Here is a 17,726-nt window from a genome sequence, read left to right on the forward strand (position 1 = left end):
AGTGCGTATAGTGAGTTTATATATATCGAATGCGAGAATGAACGGCGAATTTTTGTCGCACTTATCCCAGGTGTTACTTGATTCTGACGAGCAAAGATATTCAAAGTCTCAACTACTTTAAAAAATGCAGTAAGTAGTTGAAGCTTATTACTGTGAAGATTCTTCAGCATTGAACCTGGAGAAAAGCAGCAAACTTAGTGACAGCAAGCTTACAAATAATTCTCTTAGATTTGCTTCTTGCGAGGATTTCGCACGCCTTTCAGTTTTGCTGCCTTGGTCTGCTGCCAGTCAGTGCTCGCAACATGTTGTAGGAGGTCAATACAATTCCAGGAAAGGAGCTGCAGTACAAGCCATTCCCGATAATTTAGTGACCGAATTAAATGATAAAATTGACTTGAATCAAATGAACGTTATTGAATCAGGCTGCTTTGAAGGCATTCATTCTATTAGCATGGCTATTTATGGAGCCAAAGTATATGGATTTGATGTGCGCATAGAGAACGTACTTAAATCAATGGTGAGGGCTTGGGTCCATGGGCAAAGCTCTTCAACGTGTTTTGATCTTTTAAATATTGAAAATACATCTGTATCTGATTTTTACTTAGCTGCTTATCCTAATTTAAATGTTGATTTATATCATTGCAGAGGTGTATTGTATCACTTGACCAATCCATATAAATACTGTTGTCAAGTTGCTGCTCTAAAACCAAGTTTCATTTATTTCCATACACAAGTCGCATCTGACGAACAAGCTGACGAATTATTAGAAACTTCGCATGGAACCTATAAGGTCTTTAATTACAGAGAAGGAGGGAGAGTGATTCCCTTTGCTGGAGTAGAGGATTATGCGAAGTGATTTACTGTTTCATCGCTAAAGTCTTTAATGAGTGAGCTGGGGTACGGAAACATTATTTTAGAAAAACTTAAGGAAGAAAGAAATGAGCTAAGGCTCAAAATCTTGTTGAAGCGCCAATAGTAAATTTACCGCCCTTTGTAACTTAACATGCGGGAACATGGTCTGCAACATATTCTTTATTTGCTTATTTATTTATCAACTCGTCACTTCTAATTCTACCATTTACAATACTCTTCTAAACCTTTCTAATCAGAGAAGCGCGTCTAGTGTAAATTTCTCTTATCGGCTAGCGGTAATAAATAGCTGTCAGACAAAGGGTCCAACAGATGCCGAACCCATTGATTTCGCCCTACACGTAATTCAAGACCAGGCAACACTTTGCGGGTTTTAATTCTTGAGATCCTATCCATGGCAGTCTATTTGGGACTGCAGAAGACCCCCAAACAACTGCTCAAAACGAAAAAGGTTGTTTGCAGACTTGAGGTCCTTAGGGGACTTCCTGTGACCTTCTAAACGCTAAGAAGCCCAACCCTCACTAGAGGATGGGACTTCAGAGAACTTCCTGGGAAGTACTTGACACGGAGAGGGTGGGATTCGAACCCACGAGGGTGTTACCCCTACACGATTTCGAGTCGTGCGCGATCAACCGGACTCTGCCACCTCTCCACACGTCCGAGGACGTGTAGGAACTTTAGAGGCCAATGAACCGCGAGCCAGCCCAATGCTGCAGAAGCCAACGGCGCTGCGGTGCAGAAGGCTTGAAGCCAAGCCATGTTCCAGTGAAAACCTGCTGGGGGCCTGATCTCTGCTGCTGCTGAAGTTTCCACATGGCCTGAGGCCTGGGGAGCAGCTGCCAGCGTTGCCGTCCCGCCCGCAACACCAGTGATCCAGTGCGGTACTGCGCGCGTTGCACCGACAACCCATCACTCCGCAGCATCTTGCCTGTGGCGATTGGAGGGCGGCCCTGCTGAGGGGCCTCTACGCGGTGTGCAAGCTCTTGCCAACAGGGGAGCACATCCGTGGCCACTGGATCCAACAACATCACCCAATCCAGGCGGGAGTGACCATGCACAGCGGCCACCCGTTGCGCCATCCGACAACTCCGGACATCGCCATGGGTGCTTACCAGAGCAGCACGCCCACGATGACGAGCCAGCAACCAGTGGCGACCAAAACGCTCGACCGCCACGAGGCCATCGGAGAGCTGCAACAAGCCGTGGGCCAGCAAGGCAGCTGCCATGGGGAGCAGCGACCAGCGCCTGCTGCTAGCACTTGCCCTCAGCAGCCAGGGCAACAAGGCCACAACCAGCAGTCCAACAACCCACGCCTGCGGACGACCGGTGAGCATTAGCGCTCCAGGCCATTGACTGATCCAGATCGAGATGGCCATCACCAGCCCTGCCATCTGCTGCGCCGGCCACAGCAGCAGGGGGAGAACGGACGGAGGCAACACCAACGCCAAAAGTGCCGACAGCATGGCCAGCAGCGTCAGAGGCGCCAGCAGCGGAGCAACCAGAAGATTGGCGAGCAAGGCGTAAAGCGGCATCGCACCGAAGTGCAGCAACTGCAGGGGCAGTGTCCAGAGGAAAGCCGCGACGGGGATGGAGAGCGCCGCGGCAGCGATCAGGCAGGCAACCTTGAACAGCCTGCTCCAGGCGTGGAGCCGTAAGGATCAAACCAGCGGTTGCTGCTGCACTGAGTTGAAAGCCGATCGACAAGGCCCAGCCAGGCCGAAACAGCAGCATGCCGCTGAGTGTCAGCAGAAGCACGCCGAGCGGACGGCTGTGATGGCCTGACTCACGAATCAGCAATGCGATCGCAGCCATCAGCACCGCCCGCACCACTGATGGCTGGGCCCCGGCAAGACAGACAAACAGCAGCAGCGAAAGGCCAGCCAGAGGAAGCCTCAGGCAAGGGGCCCAATGGCGGGCCAGCATCAGCACACTGCCCAGCAGCACTGACAAGTGAAAACCCGATGCAGCGAGCGCATGGGACAAGCCGGCAACGCGGAACGCCTGTCGCACGTCTTCGGGGAGCTGCACCTGGGCGCTGCCTAGAACCAGGGCGGACAGGAAGGCGCCCCGCCGCGGCCCTAAGGCCTTCTGAAGCCGCTGGGCAACATCACGCCGCAGATCAACCAAAGGTGTCGGTGGACGCCGCAGAACCTCGATGCTGTCGAGCCTGAGTCGACTCCAACTGCCTTGGCGGGCCAGACGCTCCGCCGATCCCGGCAACGATGGGTGCGCACCAGGCATCGGACGCCGCAGAACCCCAGTTGCTTGGACGTGCCAGCCCTGGAGCAGCGTTGAAGCGCATTCAGGGAGCTGCAACTCAGTGCGCCCCATGGCCCGGTGGCCCTCAACCCGATCCACCTCCAGCAGGACAGAACACCCTGAGGGGAAACGCCGCACGTCGGCGACCAATCGACCACTGATCACCACCGCTGCTGACGGCGTCTGAATCAGGCGCGATGGATCAGATCGACTCGGCGTTGGTGCCCCCAACAGCACTCCTCGAAGCACAAGGAGTACCAGTAGGCAGAGGGCAACGCCATCAACGGAAAGACGTCGACTCAGAAACCATTACGCCGCTGTCTCGAGAGTTCCCCCCTCCAGCAACGGAAAGCCCAAGGCCTCCCGTTCCGCCAGCCAGCCCTCGGCCACCTTGCGGGCCAGGTTGCGGATACGACCGATGGTGGCCGTGCGTTCGGTCACGGAAATCACGCCACGGGCTTCCAGCAGGTTGAAGGTGTGGCTGCACTTCAGAACGAAATCCAGGGCCGGCGCCGGCAGTTTCTGCTCGATCAAATCAGAGGCTTCAGCCTCATAGATGGCAAACAACTGCTTAAGCCGCTCAGGATTGGCGGCCTCGAAGTTGAAATGGCACTGGCCCTTTTCAAACGGCAACCAGATCTCGCCATAGCTGCGCTTGCCGTTCCAGCTCAAATCCCAGATGCTTTCAACGTCCTGGAGGTACATGGCCAGCCGTTCCAGGCCGTAGGTGATCTCAATGGAAACCGGCTTGCAGTCAATACCTCCGCATTGCTGGAAATAGGTGAACTGGGTGACCTCCATGCCATCGAGCCAGACTTCCCAGCCCACCCCCCAGGCCCCGAGGGTGGGGGATTCCCAGTTGTCTTCGACGAAACGGATGTCGTGATCAGCGGCCTTGATGCCCAGAGCCTCGAGCGAAGCCAAATAGGTCTCCTGAATGCCATCGGGAGACGGCTTAATCAGCACCTGGTACTGGAAGTAGTGCTGAGCCCGATTGGGGTTATCGCCATAGCGACCATCGGTGGGGCGGCGGCAGGGTTCGGGATAGGCCACGGCCCAGGGTTCGGGGCCGATGGCACGAAGCACCGTGTGGGGACTCATGGTGCCGGCACCCTTTTCCGTGTCGTAGGGCTGCAGCAGCAGACACCCCTGGTCCGCCCAGAACCGGTTAAGCGTGCTGATGATGTCCTGAAAATGCACTGGGCCGGGGCTACCTGAGTTCCGATTCTGCCCAGTGACCGGTCAGCCCTCCAAGGCCAGGCAACGGCGCAGGTGCGCAATGGCGTGATGGCGATGCGGATTGCTGCCGCTGGGGCCAATCATTCCGAGCCAGAAACTGCCGTCCCCTTGAAAGACCAGGACAGGCTTTGCCCCTCCCTTTCCATGGCAGTCGAGCAGGGACATGCAGAGTTTTTCGGCCACTTCCGGGCCCTTGGGTCGCTGACGCAGGCGGCGCAGCAGCGGATCCACCTGAGAGAAAGAGACGAAACAGGTGCGATCGGAATCTGTGATCAGGATCAGACCATCCAGCCACTCGACCTCTTGGAGCAGCTCTTCGATGCGGGGCAGCAGCTTCGGCAGCGGAAACGCCAAACCGGACCCTCCCCTTAACTTTCTCTTTAGCTTTTCTAGGTCAGCAACGGGGTGCGTCGCAAGCGACACAGCCAAAGGTTCACGCCCTGAGGGTCAAAACCCCCATCTGTCTTCCCACAACAGCGCGGTGGACCGCTTCAGCAAATCCCGCCTCCTGTGCCAGCCGCTCCTGCTCAGACCCATCAGGGAAGCGCTCCAGGCTTCTCTCCAGGTAGGCGTACTCCTCGCGCAAACCCACTGAAGCGGCGGCGGGCACTACCAGGCGGCGCAGATAGAAGCGTTGAAACGCAGCCGCCGCTCCGCTCGCCGGCAATCGATTGAAATCCAGCACCCCTGCGCGTCCCCCTGGCTTCAGCAGCCGTCGCAGTTCCTTCAGCCCCTGCAACGGGTCCGCCAAATTGCGCAGCCCGTAGGCCATCACCGCACCGTCAGCACAGGCGCTAGGCAATCCGGTTTGCAGGGCATCCCCTTGCTGGAAGGACACCGGCAACCAAGGCTGCTGCCGTTGGCGCTGGCGGGCCTGCTCCAGTGGAGCCGCGGCCGCATCCATACCGGTCACCGTGCCGCCAGGGCGAACACAGCGCCCCAGTTCCAAGGCCAGATCTCCTGTCCCACAGCACAGATCCAGCCACTGTTCACCAGCCGCCGGCTTGAGAGCACGCACCAGCTGACGTTTCCACTGACGATGCAGCCCGAAACTGAGCACATCGTTCAAGCGGTCGTAGCGCGGAGCCACAGCATCAAACAGCTGTTCCACCGCCGCGGGATCACCAGGCTTCATGGACGAATCGTCAGGCCACGGGAGAGCAGATCCTGCTTGATCTGTTCCACCGTGAGAACGCCATCGTGCAGCAGCGAAGCCAGCAAAGCTGCAGAGGCATGCCCTCCCGCGGGGCCTACATCCAGAGCTTTGGCGATGTGATCCATGCAACCAGCTCCTCCGGAGGCGATCACAGGAATGGGAACGGCATCCGCCACGGCCCGGGTCAAGGCGAGGTCGTATCCAGCCTGGGTGCCATCGCCGTCCATCGACGTCAGCAGGATCTCGCCGGCCCCGAGGCCCGCCACCCTCTTCGCCCACTCCACAACATCGAGACCGGTGTTCTCACGCCCTCCTTTCACATACACGTCCCACCCACCTGCATCGCGCCGACGGGCATCAATAGCCACAACAATGCACTGACAGCCGAACTGATCAGCCCCCTCCCGCACCAACTCAGGCCGACGCACCGCCGAAGAGTTCAGGCTCACCTTGTCAGCACCGGCCCGCAACAGCTCGGTGATCCCCTCAACGGTGCTGATCCCACCTCCCACTGTGAAAGGAATCGTGACCGATTCAGCGGTGCGACGCACCATGTCGATCAGGGTGCCGCGCCCCTCGTGGCTGGCCGCGATATCGAGGAAAACCAATTCATCAGCCCCTGCACGGCTGTAACGGCAGGCGAGTTCCACCGGATCACCGGCATCGCGCAGGCCAACAAAATTGACACCTTTCACCACCCGTCCGCGGGCGACATCGAGGCAGGGAATCAGACGCAGAGCAACCATCGATTCGGCGCAAAAGCGACTGTTAAGGTTGCGCCACTCTCCAAGCCTCGCAGGCCATGTCCCAGGGTGACGTCATCTCGATCGGCTCCAAGGTTCGCGTGACCCGCGTGCGGGATCGCATTCCACAGGCGATGGTGGACCTTCTCAAGAAGGACGCCAACGGCACGGTGAAGGATTTCCGCACTGTCGACGGCAAGGGAATCGGTGTGGTGGTCGAGCTCAGTGATGGCTCCACCAGCTGGTTCTTCGAAGACGAAATCGCCGCCTCCTGAGGACAGTCTCCGTGAGCGACGCGCGTCAGCTGCTTGGGATGAAAGGTGCCTCCGGCACCACCAACATCTGGAAGCTGCGGCTGCAGCTGATGAAACCGGTCACATGGATCCCCCTAATTTGGGGCGTGATCTGTGGGGCCGCCGCCAGCGGCAACTACCAGTGGCGTTTGGATCACGTGCTTGCCGCCTTCGCCTGCATGTTGATGAGCGGCCCCCTGCTCGCGGGCTTCACCCAAACCATCAACGATTACTACGACCGCGAGATCGACGCGATTAACGAGCCCTATCGGCCGATTCCTTCGGGAGCGATTCCTCTGGGCCAGGTCAAGCTGCAGATCTGGGTGTTGCTGCTGGCAGGCCTTGGGGTCTCTTACGGACTCGACCGCTGGGCTGGGCACAGCACCCCAGTGGTGTTTCTCCTGGCCTTGGGTGGCTCTTTTGTGAGCTACATCTACTCAGCACCTCCGCTGAAACTGAAGCAGAACGGCTGGCTGGGGAACTACGCCCTTGGGGCCAGCTACATCGCCCTTCCCTGGTGGGCCGGTCAGGCCCTGTTCGGTCAACTCACCTGGGGCACAGCGCTCCTCACCCTCGCCTACAGCCTCGCTGGACTCGGCATCGCTGTTGTCAACGACTTCAAGAGCGTCGAAGGCGACCGCGAGCTCGGCCTTCAATCCTTGCCTGTGGTCTTCGGGATCGAACGTGCTAGTTGGATCAGCGCCGGAATGATTGATGTTTTTCAGCTGGCGATGGTTGCCGTCTTGATTGGGATCGGCCAACATTTCGCAGCGGTTCTGTTGGTTCTCTTGATTGTTCCTCAGATCACCTTCCAAGACATCTGGTTGTTGAGAGACCCCGTGGCCTTTGACGTCAAATATCAAGCCAGCGCCCAGCCGTTCCTGGTGCTCGGAATGCTGGTGACCGCATTGGCTGTGGGCCACAGCCCCCTGACCCAGGTGATGTGAACCGTTCCCGCCTGCAATGGGCTCTGATCGCAGGCACTGCAGCTGCGGTGGGAGTGGGGGCTGCACTGGGCACGAGAGCTCTGACAGAGCTGGTGGATGCCACTCTTCCAGATGCCCGGGGAATTGCCAGCTTCAATCGACCGGGAACGATCACCCTGCTCTCCACCAACGGCAAGGTGATCCAGAAGCTGGGGCCAGCGACCCGCGAGAAGGTCAAGCCCGGCACGATGCCGCAAACGGTGGCAGAAGCCTTCATCGCCGCGGAAGATCGGCGCTTCTATCAGCATGACGGGGTGGATGGCTGGGGGATTGCCCGCGCCATCGTCACCAATGTCCGCCAGGGCGCTGTCCGGGAAGGGGCGAGCACCATCACCCAGCAACTGGCCCGAACCGTCTTCCTGAGCCAAGACCGCACCATCACACGCAAACTCAAGGAAGCGGCTCTAGCGATGAAGCTGGAACGCCAGCTGAGCAAGCAGCAGATCCTCGAGCAATACCTCAATTACGTCTACCTGGGATCCGGCGCCTATGGCGTCGCCGACGCGGCCTGGATCTATTTCTCTAAAACCCCAGATCAGCTCACGGTTCCGGAAGCGGCGATGATCGCTGGGCTGCCCCCGGCACCATCGATCTATTCCCCCCTGGTCAACCCTGATCTAGCGAAGGAACAGCGTTCGATCGTTCTCGATCGGATGGCGCAGGCCGGGTTCATCTCCACAAGCGAAGCGGAGCGCGGTCGCAACAGCCCCCTGGGGCTTAAGCCTGCAACACCAAAATATTTCAACAGTGCAGCGCCCTACTTCACCACTTGGATTGCCCAAGAACTGCCCAAACTTTTAACTCCCGAACAACTTGAAGTTGGTGGGGTCAAAGTTCGCACCAGCCTCAATCTCGACTGGCAAAAAAAAGCTCAGCAGGTTGTTCGAGCCAATGCACCATTCGACACTGAAGGGGCGATGGTTTCGATCGATCCCGGCAACGGACTGGTGAGAGTGATGGTGGGCGGGAAGGATTTCTCCAGGAGTCAGTTCAATCGCACCATCCTGGCGCTGCGCTCTCCAGGTTCAACCTTCAAGCTTTTTCCTTATGCAGCAGCCATTGATCGGGGAATGAAACCCGAAACCAAGGTGTTTGACGCAAAGCGTTGCTGGAATGGCTACTGCCCCAAAAACTTTGGGAACAAGTACTACGGCAACATCTCCCTGGCCGATGCTCTGAAGAATTCACTCAACACGGTGGCTGTTCAACTGCAAGACATCGTTGGGTTTGATGCCGTCATTGACATTGCCAACAACTTCAACATCGGTACCGAGCGTCCTCTCGGCAAGTACTACCCCATGGCTATTGGGGCCTACGAGCAAACCATCCTCGACATGACTGCGGCCTATGCAGGCATGGCCAATCGCGGTGTGTTTTTCACACCCAGCCCCTTTGAGGAAATCCGCGGACCCAAGAATGAGCTTCTTTGGAGTCGGCGATTGAGTGGAAACAGAGGACGACGAGCGGTTGACAGTGATGTCGCCGACACCATGAACTGGATGCTGCAGCGGGTCGTGACCGGCGGCACAGGCATCGCCGCGAAACTCGATGATCGGCAGGTTGCCGGAAAGACAGGAACGTCAGAGAACACCCGCGATCTCTGGTTCATCGGTTCGATTCCTCAGCTCACAACTGGTGTTTGGTTCGGATACGACGACGATCGAGCCACCAAAAGTACGAGCGGCGAGGCCGCATGGGCTTGGAAACAATTCATGCTTCAGATCAAGGACGAGATTCCCGTCCGCGCCTTCCCTGACAAACCCAAGCTGAAACGAAAAATGCGTCTGGCGGTCGATCCAAAAACGATCGCCAAACCGCCCAAGACAAAACCCAAACAAGAGCCGAAGGCCACCTCCGAGCCTGAAGTACCTCAACCGACTGCAGAGACTGAACTGGAACTGCTGAACCCCACTCCCGTGGCACCTCCGCGTCGCCAGACGCCTTACCTATGGAGAAACCGCTCGCAAGACGACAACGTTGATCGCCAAGGTCGCCGCTGGACCCGGGATTAATCCAACGGCCTAAACCCGCTGAAGCACAGCGGAATAGAACCCATCCCCCCCGCTGGCTTGATCCGGCCAGCGCTGGCTTTCCTCCTCCAATCGCAGCGAGGGGTGACGCTTCAACAAGGCCTGCACCTGAGCATGATTTTCATCTGGATGAATGGTGCAGGTGGCATAAACCAACGATCCAGCGGGAGCCAGCAACGGCACAAGCCCATCCAGGAGAGCCTGTTGTTGGGGCAGAAGGCCGCGGATGGATTGCGGCGTCACCCGCCAACGGGCATCGGGGTGACGGGCCAAGGTGCCAAGCCCAGAGCAGGGAGCATCGATCAGGATCCGCTGGAAAGATTCACGCCATTGGGGATGCTCTTCCAACAAGTTGGTGGCATCCGCTGCAAGCGCATGAATGGAAGCAAGGCCTAGCCGAGCTGCATTGGCCGCGACGCGCTTGAGCCGTCCAGGAGACCGATCCACAGCCCAAATCTCAGCCTGATCTCCCACCAATTCCGCCAAATGGGTGGCTTTCCCGCCCGGCGCAGCGCAGGCATCGAGGATCCGGTCCCCAGGCTGGGGTTGCAGCAGAGGCGCAATCCATTGCGCCGAACAATCCTGAACACACCAATGGCCCTCCGCATAACCGGGCCAGTGGCGCAGGTCGCCGCTGTGACCGGAAATGCGAAGGCCATCAGGACAATCAAAGATGGGTTCACAGCTGATTCCTGCCGCTGCCAAGGCCTGCTGCACCTGCTGCGGGCTCGAGCGCAGCCGATTCACCCGTAAATCCAGATCCGGCACACGGTTGCAGGCGCTCGCCACTGCCTCGGCTCCCTCCGAACCGCGCCAGTCGAGCAACAGCTGGGTGAACCAATCTGGAAGGGAATGGGCCTGGGCCAGCTGAGCCGCCTCATCATTCGGCAGCTCAAGGGTTTCGCCGGCATCCCGCGCCCGCAGCGCCGCCCTCAGAACCCCATTCACGACGGGAGCCAGCCGTGCCAGCCCCTTGCTGGTTTTGGCCAATTCAACGGCGGTGTTCACCGCTGCTGAATCTGGAATCCGCTCCATCAGCAGCAGTTGATAGAGACCCACGTGCAACAGCCAGCGCAGCTTGGGCGGCTGCTTCGACGCGGGAACTTTGCCCAGCCGATCCAGCCAGGCATCGAGGTAGCCGCGTTGACGGATGGCGCCATAGGCCAGCTCGGTCACCAAGCCTCGATCCGAGGGTTTGAGGTCCCTCTCCCGCAGCAACCGCTCCAGCGCCACATCGGCATAGGCCCCAGCCGCAACTGCCTGCAACACATCCCAGGCGAGGCGGCGCGGCAGCAGTCCAATCGGAGCCGAATCAGACAAGAACACCAGGCATCAAGCTCCAGCATGGGTGTCCGGGTGCCAGAGGAACTGGAGTAGGGGCAAGCGTCCTTCCACATCCACCGGAATGCCTTCTGCCATCAGCAACTCCCGCTGCATCCAGTCACTTCCCTCACGGCTGAGGCTCATCGCAATCCGACCTTGAGCATTCACCACGCGGTGCCAGGGAACGGTGGATGGGAGCTTGAGGCGACGCAGCGCCCAGCCAACCTGTCGCGCGCAGCCATAGGCACCGATCAAATCAGCGATCTGGCCATAAGTCGCCAAGCGACCGTGGGGGATGCGAGCCACCTCGCTCCAAACACGCTGATCAAATGTGGATGAGGACGACTCCATCAATCTGCGTGGCTTTGATGGGAGCTTTCATGCATCAGAACCCAGACGTCCTACGGTGCCGCCGGAGACGTACGGTTCAACAGAGGGATCCTTGAGCAGGATCTGGATGGCGACAGAAGCACAGACTTCTTGATTGTCTTGCCAGGCCCCCAAGCATGGAAGGACCCCCATCTGTTGCTCTAACCCGATTCATCGCCCATGCCCCTGCTGCCGCGACGGTTTGAGCGGCTGAAATCCGTGCTGAACCACCGCATGGCGGACCTCACGGTGCTGCTCGAACACGTGGAGAAACCCCACAACCTCTCCGCCATCCTGCGCAGCTGCGATGCCGTCGGGGCGCTTGAAGCCCACGCGGTGAGTTTCGACGGGCGTCCGCGCACCTTCAACAGCACGGCCCAGGGCAGCCAGAAATGGGTGCCTCTTCACGACCACCCCGATACCGAAACAGCAATCCGCTACTTAAAAGAGCGGGGGTTCCGTCTCTACGGAACCCACCTCGGGGTGAATGCCAAGGACTATCGGGACTGCGACTTCACCGGACCCACCGCCTTCGTGCTCGGGGCGGAGAAATGGGGGCTGACCGATGAGGCCAGGGATCTGATGGATGAAGCGCTGTTCATCCCCATGCGCGGCATGGTGCAGTCACTGAACGTGTCGGTCGCCACGGCAACCCTGCTGTTTGAGGCGCTGCGCCAACGCCAGGTGGCCGGCCTGGCGCCGACCCAAGGCGAAGGGCTTAAGCCGGAGCAGTACCAACAATTGCTGTTCGAATGGTCCTACCCCGAGGTTGCGCGCTGGTGCAAAGAGCAGCAACGGCCCTATCCCGCCCTAAGTGAGGAGGGCGAACTGATGGAAGAGCTGCCTCGGACTGTGAAGCTGCGCTGCTGATCTGACAAAACACTTGTATCTCCGCGAACCCTGGGCCATAACCAAAGCAGCGGATTGTCAGCAATGGACAACAAACAGCTGCACCAGTACGCGGTCACATACCACTGCGGCCACGAGTGGGGCGAGGAAATGCTCCAGTCCGACGATCTCAGCCATGCCGTGGAAGCAGCCCACGCCATCTTCCCGAGCTCCTGCCGGATTTCGATTCGAGAGGTGAAGGCCCCGAAACAGGCCTGAGCTCAACGCGACCGCCGCGGCACCCCAGGCAACTGAATCGCAGCAATTAACACCGCTGCCTCCAGCAGCAAATTGCGGCTCACCAGGACCACCACCATCACCAAGGTGGTGGCCAGGATCCGCTCGAGCAAAGCGATCACATCGTCCATGCTGTCGCAGCTCTTCTTCCAGAGCAGTGCTGCCATGCTCAGCAAAAGCAGGCTGATCCACCAGGCCATCAAACCCGAGCTGATGGGATCAGTCTGACGCGGGGCGGGCTTCGCCGCCGCTCACCCAAGCCTCAATGCCTTCCCCAAGGAAGGACAGACCGAGCACAAGAACAAACATCGCCAGACCTGGGAACAGCGCGGTCCACCACACCCCAGTGGGCACCGCAGCCAGCGCCAGATTGAGATCACCGCCCCATTCGGGCACGGTCTCCGGCAGGCCCAGGCCGAGAAATCCCAGCCCCCCCAGCACCAGCACCGCATCGGCGGCATTGAGGGTGAGCAGCACAGGCACAGAGGTGATCACGTTGCGGAACAGATAACGCCGCAGGATCCAAAGCGGCCCCGCCCCCAGGCTCTGGGCGGCTTCCACAAACAGTTCGCTCTTCACCTGGGCGGTTTGGTTGCGAACCACCCGGAAGTACTGCGGCACGTACACCACACAGAGTGCGGCGGCGGCATTGGGAATTCCCTTGCCCAACAGAAACGCCAACACCACCGACAACAACAGCACCGGCAGGGTGTAGAGCGTGTCCATCAACAAGACCATCACACGATCGACAGCGCCACCGAAGTAACCACTCACCATCCCGAGGGGTACACCGACCACCAAGGCCAAGCCAACCGCCAGCAGCACCACTTGAAGGGCCACCCCACTGCCGGCCATGGTGCGCACACACACATCCCGGCCCAAGCGGTCCGTGCCGCACCAATGGGTCCAGCTGGGGCCTGAATAGATCGGGTTCTCCAGGCCAGCATTGGCATCCGGAAGGATCCCAACACTCACCAGCACGGGCGTGATCAACGCCACCAACAGGTAGATCCCCACGATCACCAGCCCCCAGCGGGCCATGCGGGTCGAGAGGCTGCGGGTCACGGGCAAGTTGGCCTCGGGCAGATGCATTGTCTCCCGAACCGCGGAAGAATGAATCCATGCCTTCCCGCTACCGCTGGCGACAACGACTCCTCGGCAGCCTCCAAGGTCAGCTGCAACTGGCCACCTATCTCGTTGTCTTTCTTGGGTTCACCGGAGCCTCGTCGGTGGGCTTGTTCATCGGTCAGCGGAATCTGCTGGCCAATGACCGGCAATTGGCCCGCCAGAGCATCGAGCTTTGCGAAGACGCCATCACGGACCTGCAGAACGATCCAGCCCGTCTTGAACAGGAGCTTCTGTTCCACTCCAATCTGAACACGAACCTTTGGATCGAACGCAACAACGGCGTCCTGGTGCGGCCCAGCATTCACCAGTCCCTCTCGGACGATACGATCCAAACCGCAATGGCCACCAACCCAGGCCGTGAGCCGGGGCTTCAACACACGATCGACGTCGATGATCAACGGCTGGTCACAGAGCTGGTCAAGCAGCTCCCCGATGGCTCACGCCTCTGGATGGCACAACGGGCCAGCTCCAACCTTCAAGCCCTGAACAATTATTTGGGGTTGATGATCATGGTTTGGGGCAGCTGCCTGGCGATCACCTTGCTCAGTGTGAGCTGGGTGGTGCGGCGCGTGGTTCAGCCGTTGGATCAGCTCAATTCCGCCACCTCCCAATTAACGGCCGACACCCTGGCCAACGCCAAATTGCAGCTGGGTCAGGGCCCTGTCGAAGTGATGCAGCTGAGCCGCACTTACAACGACTTGTTGGAACGTTTGGCCCAGTCATGGAGTCAGCAACGCCAGTTCGTGAGCGCTGTGAGCCACGAACTGCGCACCCCCCTCACCATCGTTCAGGGCTATCTGCACCGCACGATCAAACGGGGCGACAACCTCAGCCCCGACCAGGTGAAGGGGCTAGAGACCGCAGAGGATGAAAGCATCCGCATGCGCCGGCTGCTGGACGATCTGCTGGACCTGTCCCGCGGGGATTCCGGCAGATTGGCCCTCGCCAATGAACCGCTGCGCATCGCCGACCAGCTGGAAGAAGTGGCGGATCTGGCCCGCAACACCTTGAACCGTCCCCTGCTGCTGGAACTGCCTGACGATCCAATGGCCCGCGATGCAATCGCCCAGGCCGATCCGCCCAGGCTGCGTCAGGTGCTGCTGGATCTGATCGAAAACGCCGACAAGTATTCGCCTGAGCGCTCACCCATCCGTCTGGTGCTGCGGCACACAAGCGGTGCGTCCTTCATCGAGGTGATCGATCAAGGCATCGGCATCCCGCCTGAAGACCTGGGGCAGGTCTTCCAGCGCTTTCAACGGGCCAGCAACGCCCCAGAAAAAACAGGCTCCGGCTTAGGACTTTCGGTGGTGAAGCTGCTGGTGGAGGGAATGGGCGGCAGCATTGAGGTGCAGAGCAGCCTGGGTGAAGGCAGCTGCTTCACCGTGATCCTGCCGTCATGATTCCGTTTCTGGTGTTCTGCTCACTGCTGATCCCGGTGAATCTCTGGGCTGCAATCACACCACACATGCACAGCGATGTGTCGATGCGCATCCTGCACGGCGTCTGCACTGTTGTTTTGATTCCCCTGCTGTGGACGCTCTGGGATCAACGGCGTTTGCTGCGGACTCTGCCTGCGCTGGTGTTGGCGATCTTTGCGACGGTGATGGTGGTGGTGAACAGCTGGATCACTGCCATGGGCATGGGCGTGGAATTCGGCTGGTTGGATCACCTGTTCCTGGCGATGTCTGAAGTGGCGTTAACGGTGTTTTTCTTGATGGCTCCGGAGCCAGAGGCCATCCCAGAGCCTTAACCCACCGCCTGGGAGCGAACACGACGGTCACCGAGGCGGGAGCGTTGTTCAAGCTGAATCTGCAGCACCGGCAGTCCGGGCGGCTGGTGGAGTTGGAACGACTCCACGGCATCCAACACAACACGGTTCTGATAGCGGCTGCCAGCTCGAATGCTGCCCTGGAGATCAAAGGCAGGCCCGCAGCGCATCAAGACTGAGCCGCGCCAAATCGCTGATGGCGCCGGTCCCAGGCTGTACAGCACAGGATCAGAGCCGTCGCTTGGCGTAATAGCGAGCTGGGGTCGCCGACCGGCCAAAGCACAAGGCCAGCTAACAGACGGATCAGGGTCGATCCGCCAGCTGGAGGCTCGCTCCAGATCGCCCTTCACCAGCTCCAGCGTGCGGCGTTGCCATTGCTTCAACTGAAAGCTCTCTGCAAGAGAGCCGCCCTGACGGGTTTCTGCGAACAACATACGCCGGATTGAATGCCACCCGGGTGACCAATGGGAATCGATCCATCAAAATCAATTCCACAAGTGTGGGACTTGATTCCACATGGATGCAACTCCTCTCGAGTAAAACTTCTGGTTCATACATCAAGGTCGAAGACCTTTGACCCTTCATCACATGGAGGGAGGGCTTAGTTCCCTCCTCCATCGTTCAGCTTCAGCACCGCCATGAAGGCCTCCTGCGGCACATCCACCTTACCCATGGCCTTCATCCGCTTCTTGCCTTTGGCTTGTTTCTTCAACAGTTTCTTCTTCCTGGAGATGTCACCGCCATAACACTTGGCCAACACATCTTTGCGGATGGCGCTGATGCTGGTGGAGGCAATGATCCTGCTGCCAATGGACGCCTGAATGGGGATCTTGAACTGCTGGCGAGGAATCAGTTCCTTGAGTTTCTCCACCAAGGCCTTGCCCACGTTGTAGGCCTTGTCTTGATGGACGATCGTGGTGAGAGCATCGGCCCGCTCGCCATTGATCAACACATCCAGGCGCACTAACTGGTTCTTGCGGTACCCGATCAGGCTGTATTCCATCGAGGCATAGCCCTGGGTGCGCGTCTTCATCTGATCGAAGAAGTCGGTCACCACTTCCGCCAGCGGTAACTCGTAGATCAATGTCACCCGATCGGTGGTGATGTATTTCATATCGATGTACTCACCGCGCCGTTCCTGGCAGAGGCCCATCAAGGCACCGTTGTATTCATTCGGTGCATAGATCTCCATCTTCACGTAGGGCTCTTCGATCGACTCACGCTTTTGCGGATCGGGAAGTGTGGCGGGGTTGTCCACCATCACCTCTGAGCCATCGATCATGTTCACCTTGTAGATCACCGATGGCGCGGTGACGATCAGATCGAGGTCGTATTCGCGCTCCAGCCGCTCCTGCACGATCTCCATGTGCAGCAGGCCAAGGAAGCCGCAGCGAAAACCGAAGCCCATTGCACTGCTGGTTTCCGGCTCGTACTTCAGCGCCGCATCAGACAGCTGCAGCTTGTCGAGAGCATCACGCAGGTCTGGGTACTGATCAGCCTCCGTGGGGAACAGGCCGCAAAACACCATTGGCTTGGCCTCGGTGTATCCGGGTAAAGCCTCATCCGCCGGCGCATTCACCAGGGTGATCGTGTCGCCGACCCTCGCATCGGCCACGGCCTTGATCGAGGCCGCCAGATAACCCACCTCACCGGCGTGGAGCTCATCCACCTTCTTCTGATCAGGCGCCATGATCCCGATCTCATCGAGCTCATAGGTCTTCTTGCTGGCCATCAACAGCACTCTGTCTTTGCAGTTGATCCGGCCGCTCATCACCCGGAAATAAACGATCACGCCCCGGTAAGGGTCGTAATACGAGTCGAAGATCAGTGCCTTGGTGGGTTCCTCCACCGCATCCTTCGGCGGGGGCACCCGGTCGACCACGGCCTGCAGGATCTCGGGCACACCCAAACCGGTCTTGGCCGAGCAGGAAATGGCGTTGCTGCAATCGAGTCCGATGATCGCCTCGACCTCTTCCTTGATCCGATCGGGATCGGCCCCGGGCAGATCGATCTTGTTGAGCACCGGGATGATCTCGAGATCGTTGTCCAGCGCCAGATACACGTTGGCCAGGGTCTGGGCCTCCACACCCTGGCTGGCGTCCACCACCAACAACGCGCCTTCACAGGCCTGCAGGCTGCGGCTCACCTCATAGGAGAAGTCGACGTGACCCGGGGTGTCGATCAAGTTGAGGACGTACTCCTCGCCATCAGCAGCGGTGTAATTCATCCGGGCGGCCTGGAGCTTGATCGTGATGCCCCGCTCCCGTTCCAGATCCATGTTGTCCAGGAACTGCTCCTGCATATCCCTGTTGGCCACGGTGCCCGTGTCTTGCAGCAACCGGTCGGCCAGGGTCGACTTGCCGTGGTCGATGTGGGCAATGATGCAGAAGTTGCGGATCCGTGAGACGGGGGCGTCGGTCATGCAGCGGCGGAATCC

The 17,726-nt window shown here is 59.0% G+C and carries 19 protein-coding genes, 1 tRNA gene and 1 pseudogene; 8 read left to right on the forward strand and 13 right to left on the reverse strand.

Going from position 1 to position 17,726, the window contains the following annotated elements; all coding sequences use genetic code 11:
- Positions 1-169 precede the first annotated feature (169 nt).
- Entirely contained in the window at positions 170-856 is a 687-nt protein-coding gene (locus FZZ92_RS07405; RefSeq protein WP_226422920.1) for a methyltransferase domain-containing protein, read from the forward strand.
- Between the two features lie 579 nt (positions 857-1,435).
- Here the strand turns inward: FZZ92_RS07405 and FZZ92_RS07410 are convergent.
- The 7 genes and pseudogenes from FZZ92_RS07410 to hisF form a co-directional block, all read right to left on the reverse strand.
- Positions 1,436-1,522, reverse strand: a tRNA-Ser gene (locus tag FZZ92_RS07410).
- 25 nt (positions 1,523-1,547) lie between these two features.
- The gene (locus FZZ92_RS13130; protein WP_255614165.1) at positions 1,548-2,420 is read right to left on the reverse strand and encodes a ComEC/Rec2 family competence protein; all 873 of its coding nucleotides are present in this window, start codon (positions 2,418-2,420) and stop codon (positions 1,548-1,550) included.
- A gap of 133 nt (positions 2,421-2,553) precedes the next feature.
- A pseudogene (locus FZZ92_RS13135) lies at positions 2,554-3,378 on the reverse strand (ComEC/Rec2 family competence protein); the annotation flags it as partial.
- Positions 3,379-3,438: 60 nt separating this feature from the next.
- Positions 3,439-4,329, reverse strand: a complete 891-nt coding sequence (gene glyQ, locus FZZ92_RS07420; RefSeq protein ID WP_115023795.1) for a glycine--tRNA ligase subunit alpha — start codon at positions 4,327-4,329, stop codon at positions 3,439-3,441.
- Positions 4,330-4,371: 42 nt separating this feature from the next.
- Positions 4,372-4,722, reverse strand: coding sequence for a hypothetical protein (locus FZZ92_RS07425; protein ID WP_115023809.1), 351 nt, complete (start codon positions 4,720-4,722; stop codon positions 4,372-4,374).
- A 79-nt stretch (positions 4,723-4,801) separates the two neighbouring features.
- A complete protein-coding gene (gene ubiE / locus FZZ92_RS07430) occupies positions 4,802-5,503 on the reverse strand; it encodes a bifunctional demethylmenaquinone methyltransferase/2-methoxy-6-polyprenyl-1,4-benzoquinol methylase UbiE (RefSeq protein WP_226397888.1) in 702 nt (233 codons plus the stop codon).
- Positions 5,500-6,270, reverse strand: a complete 771-nt coding sequence (hisF, locus tag FZZ92_RS07435) for an imidazole glycerol phosphate synthase subunit HisF (protein WP_226397889.1) — start codon at positions 6,268-6,270, stop codon at positions 5,500-5,502. The genes ubiE and hisF overlap by 4 nt, the downstream gene beginning before the upstream one ends.
- Before the next feature lie 56 nt (positions 6,271-6,326).
- Here hisF and FZZ92_RS07440 point away from each other — a divergent pair, with 56 nt between their 5' ends.
- From FZZ92_RS07440 to FZZ92_RS07450, 3 genes are read left to right on the forward strand one after another with little or no spacing between them, the layout of a single operon-like run.
- Positions 6,327-6,542: a DUF2862 domain-containing protein gene (locus tag FZZ92_RS07440; RefSeq protein WP_115023814.1), complete on the forward strand. Its 216-nt coding sequence runs from the start codon at positions 6,327-6,329 to the stop codon at positions 6,540-6,542.
- An 11-nt stretch (positions 6,543-6,553) separates the two neighbouring features.
- Positions 6,554-7,507 (forward strand): chlorophyll synthase ChlG, encoded by a 954-nt coding sequence (chlG, locus tag FZZ92_RS07445; RefSeq protein ID WP_115023815.1) that lies wholly within the window; start codon positions 6,554-6,556, stop codon positions 7,505-7,507.
- The gene (locus FZZ92_RS07450; protein WP_226422921.1) at positions 7,504-9,558 is read left to right on the forward strand and encodes a PBP1A family penicillin-binding protein; all 2,055 of its coding nucleotides are present in this window, start codon (positions 7,504-7,506) and stop codon (positions 9,556-9,558) included. Before chlG ends, FZZ92_RS07450 begins: the two co-directional genes overlap by 4 nt.
- A gap of 9 nt (positions 9,559-9,567) precedes the next feature.
- Here the strand turns inward: FZZ92_RS07450 and FZZ92_RS07455 are convergent, their stop codons facing one another.
- On the reverse strand, positions 9,568-10,905 hold the full coding sequence (locus FZZ92_RS07455) for a 16S rRNA (cytosine(967)-C(5))-methyltransferase (RefSeq protein ID WP_226397924.1): 1,338 nt from the start codon (positions 10,903-10,905) through the stop codon (positions 9,568-9,570).
- Positions 10,906-10,908: 3 nt separating this feature from the next.
- A complete protein-coding gene (locus FZZ92_RS07460; protein ID WP_226422922.1) occupies positions 10,909-11,250 on the reverse strand; it encodes an MGMT family protein in 342 nt (113 codons plus the stop codon).
- Between the two features lie 198 nt (positions 11,251-11,448).
- Between FZZ92_RS07460 and trmH the strand changes: the two genes are divergently transcribed.
- Together trmH and FZZ92_RS07470 are read left to right on the forward strand one after the other, a co-directional pair.
- On the forward strand, positions 11,449-12,138 hold the full coding sequence (trmH, locus tag FZZ92_RS07465) for a tRNA (guanosine(18)-2'-O)-methyltransferase TrmH (protein WP_226422923.1): 690 nt from the start codon (positions 11,449-11,451) through the stop codon (positions 12,136-12,138).
- Between the two features lie 63 nt (positions 12,139-12,201).
- Complete coding sequence (locus FZZ92_RS07470) at positions 12,202-12,375, forward strand: hypothetical protein (RefSeq protein ID WP_166016831.1); 174 nt, start codon at positions 12,202-12,204, stop codon at positions 12,373-12,375.
- Positions 12,376-12,377: 2 nt separating this feature from the next.
- On the opposite strand, the gene FZZ92_RS07475 is transcribed toward FZZ92_RS07470, so the two are convergent.
- Together FZZ92_RS07475 and FZZ92_RS07480 are read right to left on the reverse strand one after the other, a co-directional pair.
- Positions 12,378-12,593, reverse strand: a complete 216-nt coding sequence (locus FZZ92_RS07475) for a hypothetical protein (protein WP_226397893.1) — start codon at positions 12,591-12,593, stop codon at positions 12,378-12,380.
- 19 nt (positions 12,594-12,612) lie between these two features.
- Positions 12,613-13,485: an ABC transporter permease gene (locus FZZ92_RS07480; protein WP_206339087.1), complete on the reverse strand. Its 873-nt coding sequence runs from the start codon at positions 13,483-13,485 to the stop codon at positions 12,613-12,615.
- Between the two features lie 29 nt (positions 13,486-13,514).
- On the opposite strand from FZZ92_RS07480, the gene FZZ92_RS07485 reads away from it, so the two are divergent.
- Both FZZ92_RS07485 and FZZ92_RS07490 read left to right on the forward strand, forming a co-directional pair.
- Positions 13,515-14,921: a sensor histidine kinase KdpD gene (locus FZZ92_RS07485; RefSeq protein WP_226422924.1), complete on the forward strand. Its 1,407-nt coding sequence runs from the start codon at positions 13,515-13,517 to the stop codon at positions 14,919-14,921.
- Entirely contained in the window at positions 14,918-15,271 is a 354-nt protein-coding gene (locus FZZ92_RS07490; protein WP_226397895.1) for a hypothetical protein, read from the forward strand. The genes FZZ92_RS07485 and FZZ92_RS07490 overlap by 4 nt, the downstream gene beginning before the upstream one ends.
- Here the strand turns inward: FZZ92_RS07490 and FZZ92_RS07495 are convergent.
- Both FZZ92_RS07495 and lepA read right to left on the reverse strand, forming a co-directional pair.
- Positions 15,268-15,723, reverse strand: coding sequence for a prepilin-type cleavage/methylation domain-containing protein (locus tag FZZ92_RS07495; RefSeq protein ID WP_226422925.1), 456 nt, complete (start codon positions 15,721-15,723; stop codon positions 15,268-15,270). The two genes, FZZ92_RS07490 and FZZ92_RS07495, sit on opposite strands and share 4 nt — an antisense overlap.
- Positions 15,724-15,890: 167 nt before the next feature.
- Complete coding sequence (gene lepA, locus FZZ92_RS07500) at positions 15,891-17,711, reverse strand: translation elongation factor 4 (RefSeq protein WP_226422926.1); 1,821 nt, start codon at positions 17,709-17,711, stop codon at positions 15,891-15,893.
- Positions 17,712-17,726 lie beyond the last annotated feature (15 nt).

This window comes from Synechococcus sp. MU1611 (genome assembly GCF_020514255.1).
Classification (GTDB): Bacteria; Cyanobacteriota; Cyanobacteriia; order PCC-6307; family Cyanobiaceae; genus Parasynechococcus.

Excerpts from the sequence above, each read along its gene's own strand:
- FZZ92_RS07485 (WP_226422924.1), top strand. The coding sequence starts at position 13,515 with ATGCCTTCCCGCTACCGCTGGCGACAACGACTCCTCGGCAGCCTCCAA.
- FZZ92_RS07440 (WP_115023814.1), top strand. The coding sequence starts at position 6,327 with ATGTCCCAGGGTGACGTCATCTCGATCGGCTCCAAGGTTCGCGTGACC.
- trmH (WP_226422923.1), top strand. The coding sequence starts at position 11,449 with ATGCCCCTGCTGCCGCGACGGTTTGAGCGGCTGAAATCCGTGCTGAAC.
- hisF (WP_226397889.1), bottom strand. The coding sequence starts at position 6,270 with ATGGTTGCTCTGCGTCTGATTCCCTGCCTCGATGTCGCCCGCGGACGG.
- FZZ92_RS07495 (WP_226422925.1), bottom strand. The coding sequence starts at position 15,723 with ATGTTGTTCGCAGAAACCCGTCAGGGCGGCTCTCTTGCAGAGAGCTTT.
- FZZ92_RS07460 (WP_226422922.1), bottom strand. The coding sequence starts at position 11,250 with ATGGAGTCGTCCTCATCCACATTTGATCAGCGTGTTTGGAGCGAGGTG.
- lepA (WP_226422926.1), bottom strand. The coding sequence starts at position 17,711 with ATGACCGACGCCCCCGTCTCACGGATCCGCAACTTCTGCATCATTGCC.
- FZZ92_RS07480 (WP_206339087.1), bottom strand. The coding sequence starts at position 13,485 with ATGCATCTGCCCGAGGCCAACTTGCCCGTGACCCGCAGCCTCTCGACC.
- ubiE (WP_226397888.1), bottom strand. The coding sequence starts at position 5,503 with ATGAAGCCTGGTGATCCCGCGGCGGTGGAACAGCTGTTTGATGCTGTG.
- FZZ92_RS07470 (WP_166016831.1), top strand. The coding sequence starts at position 12,202 with ATGGACAACAAACAGCTGCACCAGTACGCGGTCACATACCACTGCGGC.
- FZZ92_RS07475 (WP_226397893.1), bottom strand. The coding sequence starts at position 12,593 with ATGGCCTGGTGGATCAGCCTGCTTTTGCTGAGCATGGCAGCACTGCTC.
- FZZ92_RS07490 (WP_226397895.1), top strand. The coding sequence starts at position 14,918 with ATGATTCCGTTTCTGGTGTTCTGCTCACTGCTGATCCCGGTGAATCTC.